This is a genomic window from Pseudoalteromonas lipolytica (genome assembly GCF_900116435.1).
Taxonomy (GTDB): Bacteria; Pseudomonadota; Gammaproteobacteria; order Enterobacterales; family Alteromonadaceae; genus Pseudoalteromonas; species Pseudoalteromonas lipolytica.
Genome location: NZ_FPAZ01000013.1, coordinates 66157 through 82926, shown reverse-complemented (window position 1 = coordinate 82926; position 16770 = coordinate 66157). Strand labels below are relative to the sequence as shown.

The following is a 16770-nucleotide window of genomic DNA, read 5'->3' as shown; positions in this document are numbered from 1 at the left end:
CAAAATCATTTTAATGAAAACTAGACCTAAAAGTAAGTAAAAACTCTATATCTTACTCATTTTCAGTTAAAAAAACTTTGTGTAGTGCACGTACAGCCAGTTCTAAATACTTTTCATCAATTAAAACTGATATCTTTATTTCTGATGTCGATATAAGTATCACTTTGATGCTTTCTTGTGCAAGTGCATTAAAAAATAAACTTGCGACACCTGAGTGAGATTTCATCCCTACGCCAACAGCAGATACCTTGGCAACATTGCTTACTCCATTTATAGATTCAGCTTTGATAGCACTTTGGTTACTGGTTAAAATTTCAAGCGCCTGCTCAAAATCATTTGTGTGCACAGTAAAAGCATAGTCTATTTTTTCAAAGTTATGATTAACTTGATTAATCATATCTATTTCGATACCGAATTCTGCAAAAAGTTGCAAAATTTTTGCAAGGTTTTCCATTCCTTGTGGCACTGCGTTGACATAAATAAGACTTTCATCTCGATTAAACGCAATACCCGACACAATATTTGCTTGCACATCCGGCTCCTCAAAACTGATCAAGGTCCCTTGATCGGGATTAAAACTCGATAACACCCTGAGCGGTATATTATACTTTCCTGCTGCTTCGACACTGCGAATATGTAAGACCTTTGCGCCTAAACTCGCCATTTCGAGCATTTCTTCAAAGGTAACATGGCTCATACGACGCGCATTTGGTTCAATGCGTGGATCGGTCGTATAAACGCCGTCAACATCAGTATAAATTTGGCATTCATCGGCATTAATTGCCCCCGCAATTTCAACTGCTGAGGTATCAGTGCCGCCGCGACCTAACGTGGTGATATTGCCCTCGATATCACGGCCTTGAAAACCAGCAATAATTGCAATCCGGTTATGCTCAAGCTCATGCTTTAGCCGTGTCGCTGCAATTTCTTCAATACGGGCTTTACCGAACATATTGTCAGTACGAATATTTACCTGATCGGCAAGTAAGCTAACAGCGGAGTGTCCACGCTTAATTATTGCCATTGCCAACAACGATACCGACACTTGCTCACCAGTGGTAAGCAACACATCGAGTTCACGGGCACTAGGCCGAGAATCTATTTGTTTAGCGAGGTCAATCAGACGGTTAGTTTCTCCCGACATAGCCGAGAGCACCACCACAACTTGATGGCCTTGTTGTTTTGTTTTAACAACAAGGTCGGCGACGGCCTCAATACGCTCAATGGAGCCCACTGAAGTGCCGCCGAACTTTTGGACGATAAGTGCCACTAGTGATTAAGAACGTTCAGATAACCAACTAGTTACGCTTTCTAAAGCTGCGCTTAGGTTCTCTGGCTGAGTACCACCCGCTTGCGCCATATCAGGACGACCACCGCCTTTACCGCCCACTTGTGCAGCCATGTGATTAACAAGTTCACCCGCTTTCACTTTGCCTGTCAGGTCTTTAGTTACACCGGCAATTAAGCTAACTTTGTCGCCGTTTGCTACACCAAGTGCAATCACGCCTGAACCAATCTTCGTTTTCAGGTCATCAACCATGCCACGTAATGCTTTCGACTCTGTACCAGCTACATCAGCAACTAGAAGTTTAATACCATTCACTTCAACAACTGAGTCAAGTAGCGATGCACCCGCCGCACTTGCTAGCTTATCGTTAAGCTGAGCAATTTGCTTCTCAAGCCCTTTTGACTTTTCAAGGAGTGCTGTTACTTTTTCAAGTACCGTGCTGCTATCACCTTTTACTAGGGCTGCAACATCGTTTAACTGTTGCTCTTGCTCACTGACATACGCAACAGCTTCAGCACCTGTTACCGCTTCGATACGACGAATACCAGCTGCAATGCCGCTTTCTGATACGATTTTGAATAAACCAATATCACCAGCACGCTTAACGTGAGTACCACCACACAGCTCGATTGAGTAATCACCAATCGTGACTACGCGCACTTCGTCGTCGTATTTCTCACCGAATAACGCCATCGCCCCTTTTGCCTTGGCCTCATCAATTGCCATTAGCTCAGTCTCAAGCGCAAAGTTACGACGGATTTCGTCGTTCACTGCACGCTCAATTTGACGTAATTCATCTTTTGTTACGGCTTCAAAGTGAGAGAAATCAAAACGTAAACGCTCAGGGTCAACCAGTGAACCTTTTTGACTTACGTGATCACCTAAAATTTGGCGAAGCGTTTCATGTAAAATATGCGTGGCAGTATGGTTTTTCTTGATGCTATCGCGACGTGCAGCATCAATTGTTGCTTCTGCTTTGTCGTTTGTACCAATGCGGCCTTGTACACGACCATGGTGCGCAAATGCATTACCCAGCTTGGTAGTGTTAGTAACAACAAACTCACCACCCGCCACTTTTAACACACCCGTGTCACCAACCTGACCACCTGACTCGGCGTAGAATGGTGTACGGTCAAGAATTGCAATACCTTCTTGGCCATCTTCAAGTACAGAAACAGATTGGCCCTCAGCAAATAATTCAACCACGGTGCCAGTGTAGTGCTCTGAATCGTACCCTTTAAAGTCTGTGTGTTTTTCAGATTTAAGTTGCTGGTTATAATCAGCACCAAATTTACCCGCTTGCTGTGCTTGCTTACGCTGAACAGCCATGCACTCTTGAAAACCTTGCTCATCAATAGTCATGAAACGCTCACGCGCAACGTCAGCCGTTAAATCAGCAGGGAAACCGTAAGTATCGTAAAGCTTGAAGACTAAATCACCCGGGATTACATCACCTTCGATGTCAGTAAGGCTTTCTTCAAGAATCGCTAGACCACGCTCAAGTGTTTTACCAAACTGCTCTTCTTCGATGCGTAATACTTTTTCGATAATTTCTTGTTGCTTAGCAAGCTCAGGGTACGCTTGACCCATTTGCTCGATTAGTGCAGCAACAAGCTTATAGAAGAACGCGCCTTTTGCGCCAAGTTTGTTACCGTGACGTACTGCACGACGAATAATACGACGTAATACGTAACCGCGGCCTTCGTTTGATGGCATAACGCCGTCAGACACTAAGAATGCACACGAACGAATGTGGTCAGCCACTACGCGTAATGATTTATCATTTAAATCTTGCGCGTTGGTTACTTTAGCCGCCGCAGCAATGAGTGCTTGGAACAAATCGATTTCGTAGTTTGAGTGAACGCCTTGTAAAATAGCCGCGATACGCTCAAGACCCATACCAGTATCAACAGATTGCTTAGGAAGCGGCTCCATTGTACCGTCGGCATGGCGGTTGTATTGCATGAATACGAGGTTCCAAATTTCAATGAAACGGTCGCCATCTTCTTCAGGTGAACCTGGAGGCCCCCCCCAAATTTCTTCACCGTGATCATAAAAGATTTCTGAACATGGACCACACGGACCCGTGTCACCCATTGACCAGAAGTTATCGCTCGTTGCAATACGAATGATGCGGTCTTCACTTAGACCCACTTCTTTGTGCCAAATGTTAAACGCTTCTTCGTCATCGTGGTAAATAGTAACCAATAACTTTTCTTGCGGTAACTTTACAGTCTCTGTTAAAAACTGCCACGCAAACTTAATCGCGTCTTGTTTGAAGTAATCGCCAAAGCTGAAGTTACCTAACATTTCGAAGAATGTATGGTGACGTGCAGTGTAACCCACGTTTTCAAGGTCGTTATGTTTACCACCTGCGCGCACACAACGCTGTGAGCTGGTTGCACGTGAATAAGGGCGGCTTTCCGCACCTAAAAATACATCTTTAAATTGCACCATGCCGGCGTTATTGAATAATAATGTGGCATCGTTGCCCGGGATCAGCGAGCTTGAAGGAACAATTTGGTGTTGTTTAGAGGCAAAAAAGTCTAAGAACTGTTGCCTGATCTGTGCGGTAGTCATATGCTGCATGTGAAAGTCTCACCCGTTTATTGCTGTGCTTGCATTGCAAAATCAATTTGTTCGTAATTAAAGCCTCGATACATCAAGTAGCGTACACGTTTCGCTTTTTCTTTCTGATCGAGTTCTTTACGTGAATTTGAAAACTTTTTTAAATATGCGTCCTGTGCGAGCTCAAACCAATCGATTTCGAACTCTTCGAGCGTCTTGTCTAACAAAGCCCGATCTATCCCTTTTGCCATTGCTTCGCTTTGGATGCGTTTAGCCCCATGATACTTCGCTAAATGGCGGCGTACAAACCCTTCGCAGTAGCGCTGCTCGTTAATAAAGTTGTGTGACTCACACCAATCTAACAAACGCTCTGTAAACTCGGGCGTCGCTTCTTTTTGTTGTAGCTTTCGGGTTAAATCACGACGCGAGTAATCTTGTCGTGAAAGTAACCAAAGTACGTAATTTTTTAACTTTTTTTCTTTATCATCCATTACGCGTCAAAGCGTCCTGATTGTGACGATGTTTCTGGTGTCTTTGGTTGGTCATCACTTTTTGGCACAACTGGCATAAAAATAGCCTGAAAAGACACGAAGAAGCTAATGTAACAAATTGGCATTAAAACCAATAGTGGAATAAACGATAAAGGTATACAGATCAGCATTAATACAGCACAAATCAAACCGTAAACACCTAACGGAGCCATATTATGATAAAACACCATGAACGAGGTTTTTAATACCTGGAACATGTTGGTTTGCTTTTGAAAATAAACCAAGGGGACTGCATAAGCAAACGCCGTTAAATACACACAGATTGCCAGTAAAAAAACGGCCACTTGCCCCATAGAAATGGTTGCCAGTAAATCCGCTATGTGTGTTTGGTTTTGTGGGTCGAACGTTTGACTTGAAATAACTGCATAGGCATCAGCAAAGATAAAATTAGATAACACCGCTAATAAAATGCCCGCCGCCATTTGATACACAGCAACTCGCACTAAACCAATACGATTCCCTTTATTGGTAAACGGTTTAAAGATATCTGCCTGACTAATCGTGCCACCTTGTTGTTTAGTTAGCACGGCTTGATAAAAGCCCGCCATTAAAAATGGGGCAACAAATGCACCGACAACTTGCAGCAGGGGTAACACTAACGATAAGAAACCAATCACACCTATTAATAGGTGCATTAAAATAAACGTAAACGGTTGCAGCTTAAAGATTTCCCAACCTGCTTTAAACCATTTTACGCCTGCATCGGCTTTAAAAATACGCACTTCGATCGACATAGCTTCTCATTCAATAACGACAAAACGCACCGAGTATAACTGGGTGCGCTATTTGTTTATAGTCACCTGCTGTGAAAATTATTCAGGCTTTTTAATTTTTTTGATATCAAGCATGTGTGAACCATGTTTGATTTTTGTTTCTAAGTAAGCGCGATTACCAACAACACCTGCTTTAATGTGTGCATGCGTGCCGACAACTGAATCAACTTCAATGCCAGCATCACGCAAAGCTTTGAGCTTATTTGGGTTGTTGGTCATTAACTTAACATGCTTTTGATTAAGTGCCTCGAGCATTAAAACAGCGTCAGAAAAATCACGCAAATCATCGGCAAAACCTAGGTGGTTATTCGCTTCGTAAGTATTCATACCTTGCGATTGCAATACATAAGCATCAATCTTATTGTATAAACCTATGCCACGCCCTTCTTGGCGCAAATATAATAAAATTCCACCTTGCTCATGCATCATTTCAATGCACTCATTTAACTGCTCACCACAGTCACAACGCGAAGAATGAAATACATCACCCGTTAAGCACTCTGAATGCATACGAATTAAGGGGATGTCTTGCTCGGTGTCGGCTTGATTAAATACTAAAGCAATATGCTCTTGGCCATCATTTAAACCACTAAACGAGACGATTTCTGCAGGGATATCACTGTTTTTGCCAACATTTAGCTGGACTCTTGCTCTTACTTGCGCCACGACAAATCCAAATTAAAAAAATAAATGCAATACTGCAAATGTGATTACAACAGTTTGAGGTTGTAAGAATGCAACATACGACGAGTGATAACTAATATTGAGGCAGTTACCAGCAATTCAAGTATTATACACTCAAACCAGACGAAGATACGAGCTTTGCACATCTTTCAAGCTTAATTTTACAGCCGTATTCATCAACACTTCCTCCGCATTTTTAACTAGAAATTACCCAATTAAGTGACATTTATAATACCTTTTGCTAATCTCGACTAATAAATATGAGTAACCCTCGTTTGTGGTTTATTTAAAAGCTAACTTGCGAAATATAATAAGGATTATTATGAAAAAAGCCTCTTTAGCCATATGTTTAGGCATACTATTAAGCCAGCCTTGTTTAGCTAATCAAGATATAAACAGTGAGTTTAATGAAACTTACCGCGCCTATTTAGCTGCGCTTGAAAACCAACAAGACACTACCGAACTTGCGCAAAAAGCCTATCAACTCGGTCAAAAAGTGTATGGCGAAAACTCCGACAATACAGCGAATTTAGCCATTAACTACGCAAATAGTCTTGCCACGTACCAGCACGAAAAACAATACGAGTTATACAAAACGGCATACACTATTTTAGAAAAAAGACATGGTGAACACAGTACCGAAGTCTATGATGCACTGCTCGGCATGGCTGAATCGACTCAATCAGCAAGAAAAGCAAGTGCTTACTTAAGCGACTTAATTAGCATTGCTGAGCAACAAAAAAATGACAAACTGGTTGCCGACAGTAAGCTCAGTGCAGCACGTATTTTGGCCCTTAAAAACAGTGGTGAACGTTACTTAACAGCTAAACGTTACCTAGAAGAAGCCGATGAATATTACATAGATAATGTGCCAAGTAACTCGCTAGAGCGTATTCAAGCAGACTTTTTAGCCGCTGCTTTTGCTCAAAGCAGGCACGATTATGACTACGCAATTGAGCGTCTTAACCATGTTGTTAAAGTATTTGATGACGCACTCAGTTTTGATCACAAAGCCGAACTGGACGCCCACTCTAAGCTAGTTCATTTATACGAAAAAATAGGTAAAAGCGATGAAGCAACCAAACACTGTATTGCTATCGCAAAAATGGTGCCGTGGAAAGACAACCAAGAGCAAGAGCCCTTGTATCGCGTGCATCCTAAGTACCCCATGTCAAAGGCACAGCTTAGACAAAGTGGTTCTGTTATTATGGAGTTCGAAGTGACTCCCACAGGCTTTGTAGATAACGTTGCCGTACTTGAGTCTAAAGGCGGTAAAGCATTCGAAGTAGAAGCTATAAAAGCAATGAAAAAGTGGCGTTATGCCCCAAAATTTGAAGATGGGCATGCCGTTGCATCAACAACCCAAGTTCAGCTCGACTTTAAAATAAACTAATCAAAATAAACTAAAAGGTCGCAGTGCGACCTTTTAAAAAAATTAAAGCTTTTTGAGCAAGTTATCCGCCGCGTTTTCGATTAAATCTAGGACCTTTTCAAAACCTTGATCGCCACCATAATAAGGATCGGGAATTTCTTGCTCGCCCGCATCACCATGGCTTAAAAATAACGACAATTTATATTGCAAATGCTCAGGGCATTGCGCGTGTAAATCAGCAAGGTTTTGCTTGTCAGCCGCTAAAATAAAATCAAACTCATAAAAATCAGCCTGCGTAACCGGGCGCGAATAAATCCCTTTAAAGCTGTAGCCTCGTTTTTCGCCTGCTGCTTTTGAACGTGAATCAGGTGGATTACCTTGGTGATAGCCAATCGTGCCTGCTGAGTCGACTTTTACATTAACATTAAGCGTCTTTGCACGACTTCTGAGCACCGCTTCAGCAGTTGGTGAGCGGCAAATATTACCCAAACATACAACCAAAACCTTCTTCATTACTCGTCCTTAAAAGTTCTTTAAAATAGCCTCATCATAGCGCTCGGCATCCAGGCTTAAATTATATTTCTCGGCGACACTATCAAGCTCAGCTTGTTTAATTGCCAGCTCATCCATAGTGATGGTGTTGTCGTCGAGCTGCCATAACAAACGCGAGCCAGCATAGCTGTAATGAATCGCTAATAAAGCATCGGCATTGCCCTCACGCCCAGCCGCTTTTAGCTTTGGCATTTTACGGGTAATCTTATTCAGCGCTTTTTTAAGCTCCCACACATACACAATCTCGGTCATATAATCATGGTTGCGGTATTTATTGAGTACAAAGCCCACCAGCAAACTGCACACAACAACCCCCAATAGATTCCAGTGAAAATGACTCCCACTTGGGTCTGGGAATAACGCAATCAAGGTTTGTGAAATGGCTAAACTACCAACGGCTAAAGCAATAACACACGCTACAATAACGTGGTTTAAATGCTTACGGTAACGGGCTTTATCTATTTGAATGAGTTTCATAACTACCTAAAGAATCACACTAATTAAAGTGAAAAAATAAAAAGTGAAAATAGTTTCACCCCTTTTTTATTTGCCAGCCGTTTTAGCTATGAAAGCAATTATCCAAAAAGGAACGGCTATGCATACTTTACCACTAAACTCAGCAAGCTTGAATAACAGCAATGGCGCTTTAAAGACAACCGTCGCAATTATAGGTGGCGGGGTAATGACCTTTGCTGCATTTGCCTTTATGCAATACCTAATTTCAGCAGAGCAACGCGCAGATATAAAAATGGGCCCCGATATCACCGTTGAAATTTACCAAGTGCCCGAAGACTCAAAAGTGCAAGTAAAGCAAACTTTGCCGCCACCACCCGTTACTCAGGTGCCACCGAAAACGCCCCCGCGGCCAGCTGCTGAAAACCCAGATACAATAATCATTTCCGATGCAACACCTACTATGACATTTGATGGCATTGGCGACTCACTCAGTAAAGCAATTAATCAACCAACCGGTGATGCGACCCCTATCGTGCGTATTAACCCTAAGTATCCCCCTGTTGCTGCACGTGATGGTATTGAAGGATGGGTGCAAATTAGTTTCAGCATTTCACCCACCGGCGAAGTTATCGACCCAGTCATTATTGACGCTGAGCCAAAACGAGTATTTGATCGAGAAGCTATTCGCGCTATAAAACGTTGGAAATACCGCCCCAAAGTAGTTGAAGGTGTGGCACAATTACAAACAAACCAAAGCGTTCAACTTGATTTTAAAATAGATGGATAACGGCCTATGCTAATGAGCATCAAGACATGGTTATTTGACACGCCAAACAGCGATTGTTTGGCGCTGTATGCCAAAACAGGCGACAACCGTTATCTCAACCAACTTGTTGCTCAATACGGTAACGACCTTTATCACTACCTAGTAACACAAAGTGATAAAGATTTAGCATTCGATATTTGCCAGCAAACCTGGTTAAAAGTCATTGATAAACGTGACTTTTATCACGCGCAAAACAACCCAAAAGCGTGGCTATTTCGTTTAGCGCGTAACGTGCTAATTGATGAGTTTCGAAAACAACAAAAATTTGTTGAACTAGAAGACAACCAGCTAGTGTCTGAGCCACACGATGCAAGTTATCACTACGATTATGACGCATTTGATAAAGCACTAATGGCGCTTAGCTTTGTACAGCGAGAAGCCCTGACATTACAGCAAGAAGGCTTTAGCCTCGATGACATTGTTGCCATTACACAAAGCAACCATGAGACCATAAAAACTCGGCTGCGATACGCCCGTCAAAACCTAAAACAACAACTTGGAGGCAATCATGAAGCGTGACGACGAGCAATTTGATGCCGATTTAAAAGCGCATTATCAAAAACGCAAAGCACAGCATACTTTAAGTCCTGAGCAGCTGACGCAAATGCAAAAGCCACAACAAGCTCGCTCAAAACAGCAACGCTTTTTAGGCCTGCAAATGACAGGTGTTTTTGCTGCGCTGGCCATTTTGGGCTTTATTATGTTGCAATACAATAACCGCGAACTGACTGACGTATATGCTGTAGATTTATCAGATTACCACTGGCTTGAAGTTCATGAACTTGACGCAAAAGGCAGCTATGTCAGTAACCTAAAACAACAAAAACAAACCCTAGATGCCGACTACCAACACGCCCTTGCAGCTCATCAAACCCGTACCCGCTTCACAGGCCGCTTAGTCAGTGTTGATAATGATTGGTATATCGCAGATTGCGAGCAAAATATACTCGTACAAATAAAACAGTCACTACTTGAAGAGCTACAAAAACACGGCACACTCGATACCCACATTCACCAAGGCGATTTGCTGGCCCTTGACCAAAACCAACAAGGGCAAATCATCGCACTTAAACAGTTAACGCATGAGGCCGTGAAATGTGAAAGTTAAGACACTCGTTTCCAGTCGTTAGTTGTGAGTCGATTGCGCTAACTTCGAGTAATAAGAAGCGAGAAGTGGGTTTACCCTGCGTACTAATCTCACGTAATTCACGGCTGAAGCCACTCCTACCTCTAACCTCTAACCTCTAACCTCTAACGAATAAATTACTCCCCGACCTTCGGCAGCATACTCTTACTAATCACTTTAAATGTCTCTAGGTCTATAACCATAGAGTAAACTTCGTTGTTGTTGATGAATACCACAAATAGGTTGCCTTCGGCGTTGACACTTGACTCTACAATGCGATTGTAGCCTGAAATGACCTCGGTGTAGTTTGAGCCATCAATCTGACTTAGTGCGAACGTGCGCTTATCTTTGTCATCAAGTATTTTGTCATTGTTGGTATCGTTTTTGATAACTTGGTAAGAAATACCGCGTGGTTTGGGGTCAGCTTTCTTATCGCTGTAATTAGTGGTAAGTGCGAACTCTTCTTCGAAGCTCAGGGTACTGAAATCAATAATGAGCTGATCTGTAGTATTAAAAAGCCATTCGGCTTGATTAGTTTGATCGTTAATGAACAAGATATTCTTTGAGCGCGTGGGCGTGTATTTATAGCTACCACCACTAAAGCTCTCATAAACTGCTGATTCAGATTTTATATCAACCGATCTTTTTTCTGACTCTAATGGGATGTAATAATAATCGCTATCAGCGACTTTTCGTGGGTACCCTAACTTCCACTTTTCTTGCTGCTTTTCATCTTCAGCTAAATTGAGCGCCTGATGATCCATTTGAGTATTAGATTTAAACAAAAAGCTCGCAAGATTATAGCCAACAACCAATATTGTGATAATTAAGCCAATAAGTAACACAAGGCCATTAATATTCCACACCCATTTGAAAAACTTTTCTGATTTCATACGTAGATTAAATCCATTTAAGTAACTGATATCTCTAAGCTACCAGTAAACTTAAAACAAAGCTATCTAGGGACGAAGGTTCGAGTTAATCAACTTGGCAGGTTTTTTCATGACTGTAATGCCTAATATTCGAGATTAAAAAGCCAACTACATTCATACATTTCATTTTTCGCGCGAAATAAATTTCACGCCTACGGCTAACTTACAACCGCTTTTGTTCTATCCCGCTTTTTCTACCAATAGTCGCACTTTACTGAAAGTTAATAACAATTTACCTACGAACAAGCTAGGCTAATAGTATTGTGCTTAATAATTTGGAGTAACCATGAAAAAGTCTTTATTTAGCAGCCTCGTCGTCGCTTCTATCAGTTTAACCAGCTTGCAGGCATGTGCGCAGCCAGAGCAAACAATTCCGTTAGATGCCAGTGCCAATAAGTATGAGCTTGAATTAGTGAGTAAAGGGATTCAGATCCCTTGGGGTATGGCGTGGCTAAACGAGCGTGATTTATTAGTGACCGATAGGCGTGGTGAGTTAAGGCTGATCCGCGATGGTCAGCTTGATAAACAAATAATCAAAGGAACTCCTAAGCTTCACGCAGAAGGCCAAGGGGGATTACTTGATATAGAGCTCGACCCAAATTTTGCCGACAATGGCTGGATTTACCTTTCTTACTCAGGTTATGAAGGTGATGATGAAGGCTATAACACCTCAATAATGCGTGCACGTTTAAAGGACATGACGCTTGTAGACCAGCAACTCTTATTTAATGGTGAACCAAATACCACAACAACTAAACACTATGGTTCGCGTATTGAGTTTGATAAAGACGGTTATTTGTATTTTTCGATTGGCGACCGTGGCGACAGAGATGTTCACCCACAAAGCCTTGATTACGATGCGGGTAAAATTCACCGTATCAACAGTGATGGCTCTATTCCTGAATCAAACCCTTTTTATAACCATAAGAGCGCGCGTAAAAGCATTTACTCATATGGTCACCGTAATCCTCAAGGTATGGCTATGCACCCAGAAACTGGGGTAATTTGGAGTCATGAACATGGCCCTCGTGGGGGAGATGAAATTAATATTATTAAAGCTGGGGCTAATTATGGTTGGCCTGAGATCACCTACGGCATTAACTACATTGGTACAAAAATCACTGATGAAACAAGCCGCGAAGGCATGGAGCAACCTGATTGGTACTGGGTACCTTCAATTGCGCCCTCTGGTATGGCGTTTATAAATAGCGATAAATACCCGCAGTGGCAAGGGCAAATAGCCGTGGGCTCAATGAAGTTTGCTCACCTTGTGCTTGTTAAACTCGATGGTAATAAAGTCACTGGCCACAGCAAAGTATTTGAGGGTGTTGGCAGAGTGCGCAGTATTGCGACCCATCCAAATGGAGATTTATACCTTGGGGTTGATGGTGTAGGTATTTATAAAGTTGTGCCTAAAGCCTAGCTCCAAGCCTTAAGCTGTCACCTCGAAGAAGCTAGTTTTCAGTCGTCAGATATCAGATTTGAACGTGCTGGCTATCGAGATTTGAGAAGCGAGCCTAGAAATACGAGGTACGGACAATAAAAAACCACAGATTTCTCTGTGGTTTTTTATTGTTTGCTTAAGGGCTTAAAGTTACAAAACCAAAATACTGGTTACCAAATAAGCGATAAAGGTTAATGCGCCGCCGAATAAGGCGTAAGGCATTTGAGTTTTAACGTGGGTTAATAAGTCACACCCAGAGGCAATCGCCGATACCGCACTGGTATCTGAAATTGGCGAGCAGTGATCGCCAAACACACCGCCACCTAGAATGGCAGCAATAACCAGTGAAGGCGGTAAACCTAGCGCTTGAATAAGCGGCACACCAATTGGAATAAGAATGGCAAATGTGCCCCACGAGGTGCCCGTTGTGAATGAAATAACCGCTCCGGTTAAAAATAGCACTGGCACAACAAGGTAAATAGGTAAGAAATCCCCCACAAGCCCCGCTACAAATACACCGGTGCCTAAGTCTTTTAAGCTCGCACCAAGTGTGAGTGATAACAAGACGATTGCAACCAGCGGTAATAATTCACCCATGCCTTTAAAGCCAATATCAACAAGCTTATGGTGAGTAAAATCACGAGAGCTAATCATTAAAAAGTAAGCGACTACACAGGCTAAAATGGTTGCATACAACACTGATTTTGAGCCACTGCCACTAGCAATATCGCCATCGCCAGTCCAGAACATAAAGCCAACCATGCTACCAATTAAGGTAATAAGTGGAATAAGCATGTAACGCGCTTTTGAGCCTTTAACTTCTTCTGCTAATTCGGTTTCTTGCTGCTCAAAGTTCTCTTCGGCTTGTTTTAATGGCCCATGTACTTTGTCGAAAGTAATGGTATAAAACACGATGAGCAAGGTGATAATCGCATAAAAATTATAACCAATACTGCCCCACAGTACCGAAACAGCAGACTCTTCCATCTCGTAGTTACCAAGTAGGCCAAGCACATACGCACCCCAGCCGTTAAGTAAAATTAAAATACACACGGGTGCACTAGTACTATCAATAATATAGGCAAGACGCGCCCGGCTCATTTTAAATTTATCAAATAAACCACGCGATAAAATACCCGAAGTTAATACGCTCAAGTTCGATTCAATAAACACCGCAATGCCCGAGAACATGGTTAAATAACCCACTTGGCGCTTACTCTTAGCAACACCTTTGTTCATTAATAGGTTTACGGTTGCTGCCACACCGCCAGATTCACGAATATAGGCAAGCAGTGCACCAATCAAAATACTAAAAATAAGAATACGGCTGTTACCCGCTGAGCTCGCGACTTCGATTACCCGTTCAATGGTATTGATAAAAGTGTAAAACACGCTATTGCCTTCACCATTGAGGGCTAGCAAAAACTCAGACGACGCAACGGCGACCAATAAAGCCATGATCACTTCTTTGCGCCAAAACACAATTAAGATAGCAATCAAGGGTGGTAAAATTGAATACCAAGACATAAAAACCCTTTTAAATTAAGACCAATATTTTATTTTTATTATGCAAAAACTCGCTAAGCTTAATGGCTTTGCCGCTAAACTCAACTTAAATCGACTAGTGATTTAATATACTCTCATAAATCAGTGAGATAATTGAACCATACTTACCTGTTTCAAAACGCTTTCCGACAAATTCATAATTTTTATCGTTGCCCTCAATAGGTGTGTGACGGGCATTGGTAAGTAACACAATGGCAAGGTCATACTCGGGGTCAATCACAGTAACGGTGCCGGTCCAGCCAGTATGACCATAGGCTCTTGGGCTGGCATACGGGCCAAAATGCCATGTGCGTGCTTGGTGCCCTGCTCTTCGCCAGCCTAAGCCATAGGTTTCGTCGCTGGCTTGAGGCTGAGTAAATTGCGCGAGTACTTGTGGGGTAAATAACTGTTTATTGTCGTAGCCACCGCCGTTAAGCAGCACCTGCATCAATACCATTATATCGCCAGCCGTACTAAAGAGGCCTGCATGCCCTGCGACGCCCCCTAAAGCATAAAAGGCTTTTTCGTCATGCACTTCACCTTGCAATACATCGGTACGAATATTGTCAAACTCAATACGCCCGCCACGGGTGTTGCCATTTATTTCAGTTGCAGCAATCTGCGACGCTAAAAATCCCTTTTGCAAAGGGTTGTACACTGTGTGTGTTAACCCTAGCGGCTGATAGAGTTGGCTTTCAACATAGCTGTCGAGAGGCATACCGCTAATGCGCTCAATCAATACGCCTAGCAACATGTAATCAATATCTGAATAGAGGTGCTTTACATTACGCCCCGCCACAAAAGGCACTCCTGTAAGCAGTAAATTTTTGGTACGTAAACTGTTTTGCGAGAAAAACCGTTCGCCAAATTTATTATCTTTACGGTGAAAATCAACCACTGCAGGGTAACCTGCGCTATGCGTGAGCAAATCCTTTACTAAACGCTGCTCTCGACCGCTGCCTCTAAATTCTGGCAGGTAATAAAACAATGGTTTTTCTACATCTAACTTACCTTCGCTTGCAAGTTTCATTAACGCAAAGTTAGTAGCAAACATTTTTGAATTCGAGGCAATGTCGAATAAGGTATCGTTTTTCATCGCTTCAGGCGATGCGAGCAACGTGCCATCTGCATGGTACTTTTTAGCAGCGCCATAGTGGCTTAATTTAATTAACTCACCCTCTTTAATAACGCCAAGCACAGCGCCAGGAAATCCTGCGGCGACTTCTTGATTTATCAGCTCATCAACAGCTTTAAAACGGTCTTTATGTGTGTTTTTAATCAATGTTGGGTAAGGAAACCGCAATGTTAAGCTCGCCCCCTCTGGTTGAACATTGTCAACTTTAAAGGTGTTAATACCGTTATGAGTGCGTTTCGCTAAGCTGTATTGATATACTTTTTCAGCTGTTAATGGTGATGCGATATTAATTTTTTCACCATTAATATAAATATCAGCACTGCGGGCATCGTGGTTTTCAATGATTATTTCACCACGTCCCTTATACGCTTGAAACGTGCCTCGGTTATTTACTAACTCACGGCTGCTGGGGTCGAGCGATGGAATACGTACGACAACTTGTGCATTCGCAAGCACCGTTGTCTCAGGCTCCGTTGCCAGTTGCTGTTGCTGATACTCTTTAAACAGTCTCTCGCACTTTTTAGGAAAATACTTTTCTAATAAAGCAAACAGTACAGCTGCACTTCTGGCATCGTTATTACCGCTAACATGCCAAGGTAAAAAGTGCATTTGAAAGGCGCTCAACGCATCTAATGTTTGTGAATCAAGTTGCCCCGTTGCAATCACCTCGTAACCGTAGCTGCGCATGGCTTTTTGCATTAACTCTGTCGAAGGTTTCGATGCGCTAAATAACTGCCAATACTTATCGACCGTGTCGCTGTCGTACCACGCGCCAATACCCGCTTTATATAATTGATACCAAGGAAAACGCGGGCCAGGATCATTTTTACGACTTGGCGCAATGTCTGAATGCCCTACAATTTGAGTTGGCCCAATATCTGGATTGCGTTTAAGAATATCTTTGCTTAACGTAATTAATAATTCAATTTGCTTGGCATCATAATCAGGATAAATACACAGCTTGCTTGTATCATTTTGCATTGCAGGCGAACTATGCTCAGGAATATGACATGTAGGCACATTCACTATTTCAATGCCAATGGAGTGATCGTTTAAATCTTCACGTCCTTGCCAGTAACTTCGTCCAGCATGCCACGCGCGATCGTTCTCATCAACAAGTTGAATAATTTCTAATTTATCGTGCGGATAACTTGAATCGCCCGACTCCGGTAATAAATAATGTGAGCTTAAGCCCCCTTCATCCACTAAAGCTCGCATCGACTTTTCGTAATCAATCGCGGTGTAGTGCATTACTAAAAACTTAACGCGATGACTGTAGTTAGCTGACTGGGTAAACGTATATTGATTACTGGCACAACTGACTAAAAGCGCAGCGCCACTGAGATAACACAGCTGTTTAAGTAATGTTTTTAAAGAGGAAAAACTCATAACAGTTTCATACCTGAAGTTTTAAGCATTGACGATTCACTGCAATACAGTAGCAACACCCACTTAACATGTAAAATATTTTATTTTAAGATCCAAGAATAAAAAGCATACATTATCGCTACCTCACTA

The 16770-nt window shown here is 42.3% G+C and carries 15 protein-coding genes; 5 read left to right on the top strand and 10 right to left on the bottom strand.

Annotated elements, in window-relative coordinates; genetic code table 11:
- Window positions 1-52: 52 nt before the first annotated feature.
- The 5 genes from BM378_RS14405 to BM378_RS14385 all read right to left on the bottom strand — a co-directional run bounded on the left by BM378_RS14405 (window position 53) and on the right by BM378_RS14385 (window position 5846).
- Window positions 53-1270 carry an aspartate kinase gene (locus BM378_RS14405; RefSeq protein ID WP_036970498.1) on the bottom strand — a complete coding sequence of 406 codons (1218 nt, stop codon included), beginning with the start codon at window positions 1268-1270 and terminating at the stop codon, window positions 53-55.
- 6 nt (window positions 1271-1276) lie between these two features.
- Window positions 1277-3877 (bottom strand): alanine--tRNA ligase, encoded by a 2601-nt coding sequence (gene alaS, locus BM378_RS14400; RefSeq protein WP_065978417.1) that lies wholly within the window; start codon window positions 3875-3877, stop codon window positions 1277-1279.
- A 17-nt stretch (window positions 3878-3894) separates the two neighbouring features.
- Entirely contained in the window at window positions 3895-4347 is a 453-nt protein-coding gene (locus BM378_RS14395) for a regulatory protein RecX (protein WP_036970503.1), read from the bottom strand.
- The gene (locus BM378_RS14390) at window positions 4347-5141 is read right to left on the bottom strand and encodes a BPSS1780 family membrane protein (protein ID WP_065978419.1); all 795 of its coding nucleotides are present in this window, start codon (window positions 5139-5141) and stop codon (window positions 4347-4349) included. Before BM378_RS14390 ends, BM378_RS14395 begins: the two co-directional genes overlap by 1 nt.
- A 78-nt stretch (window positions 5142-5219) precedes the next feature.
- A complete protein-coding gene (locus tag BM378_RS14385; protein ID WP_036970507.1) occupies window positions 5220-5846 on the bottom strand; it encodes a GTP cyclohydrolase II in 627 nt (208 codons plus the stop codon).
- A 340-nt stretch (window positions 5847-6186) separates the two neighbouring features.
- Between BM378_RS14385 and BM378_RS14380 the strand changes: the two genes are divergently transcribed.
- Window positions 6187-7257 (top strand): TonB family protein, encoded by a 1071-nt coding sequence (locus BM378_RS14380; protein ID WP_074989456.1) that lies wholly within the window; start codon window positions 6187-6189, stop codon window positions 7255-7257.
- 42 nt (window positions 7258-7299) lie between these two features.
- On the opposite strand, the gene BM378_RS14375 is transcribed toward BM378_RS14380, so the two are convergent.
- Together BM378_RS14375 and BM378_RS14370 are read right to left on the bottom strand one after the other, a co-directional pair.
- Complete coding sequence (locus BM378_RS14375) at window positions 7300-7749, bottom strand: low molecular weight protein-tyrosine-phosphatase (protein WP_036970515.1); 450 nt, start codon at window positions 7747-7749, stop codon at window positions 7300-7302.
- A 9-nt stretch (window positions 7750-7758) separates the two neighbouring features.
- Entirely contained in the window at window positions 7759-8265 is a 507-nt protein-coding gene (locus BM378_RS14370) for a DUF3087 domain-containing protein (RefSeq protein WP_074989455.1), read from the bottom strand.
- A gap of 118 nt (window positions 8266-8383) precedes the next feature.
- Here BM378_RS14370 and BM378_RS14365 point away from each other — a divergent pair, with 118 nt between their 5' ends.
- The 3 genes from BM378_RS14365 to BM378_RS14355 are packed head-to-tail and all read left to right on the top strand — an operon-like array spanning window position 8384 to window position 10178.
- The gene (locus tag BM378_RS14365) at window positions 8384-9031 is read left to right on the top strand and encodes an energy transducer TonB (protein WP_074989454.1); all 648 of its coding nucleotides are present in this window, start codon (window positions 8384-8386) and stop codon (window positions 9029-9031) included.
- Window positions 9032-9037: 6 nt separating this feature from the next.
- Window positions 9038-9589: an RNA polymerase sigma factor gene (locus BM378_RS14360; RefSeq protein WP_065978423.1), complete on the top strand. Its 552-nt coding sequence runs from the start codon at window positions 9038-9040 to the stop codon at window positions 9587-9589.
- The gene (locus BM378_RS14355) at window positions 9579-10178 is read left to right on the top strand and encodes a hypothetical protein (protein WP_074989453.1); all 600 of its coding nucleotides are present in this window, start codon (window positions 9579-9581) and stop codon (window positions 10176-10178) included. Before BM378_RS14360 ends, BM378_RS14355 begins: the two co-directional genes overlap by 11 nt.
- A gap of 155 nt (window positions 10179-10333) precedes the next feature.
- Here the strand turns inward: BM378_RS14355 and BM378_RS14350 are convergent, their stop codons facing one another.
- Entirely contained in the window at window positions 10334-11089 is a 756-nt protein-coding gene (locus tag BM378_RS14350; protein WP_036970528.1) for a hypothetical protein, read from the bottom strand.
- A gap of 325 nt (window positions 11090-11414) precedes the next feature.
- Here BM378_RS14350 and BM378_RS14345 point away from each other — a divergent pair, with 325 nt between their 5' ends.
- Window positions 11415-12551 carry a PQQ-dependent sugar dehydrogenase gene (locus BM378_RS14345; protein WP_036970531.1) on the top strand — a complete coding sequence of 379 codons (1137 nt, stop codon included), beginning with the start codon at window positions 11415-11417 and terminating at the stop codon, window positions 12549-12551.
- Between the two features lie 171 nt (window positions 12552-12722).
- Here BM378_RS14345 and BM378_RS14340 read toward each other — a convergent pair whose 3' ends face one another.
- Complete coding sequence (locus tag BM378_RS14340; RefSeq protein WP_036970533.1) at window positions 12723-14099, bottom strand: Na+/H+ antiporter NhaC family protein; 1377 nt, start codon at window positions 14097-14099, stop codon at window positions 12723-12725.
- A 94-nt stretch (window positions 14100-14193) separates the two neighbouring features.
- Complete coding sequence (pbp4b, locus tag BM378_RS14335) at window positions 14194-16641, bottom strand: penicillin binding protein PBP4B (protein WP_074989452.1); 2448 nt, start codon at window positions 16639-16641, stop codon at window positions 14194-14196.
- Window positions 16642-16770: the final 129 nt, after the last annotated feature.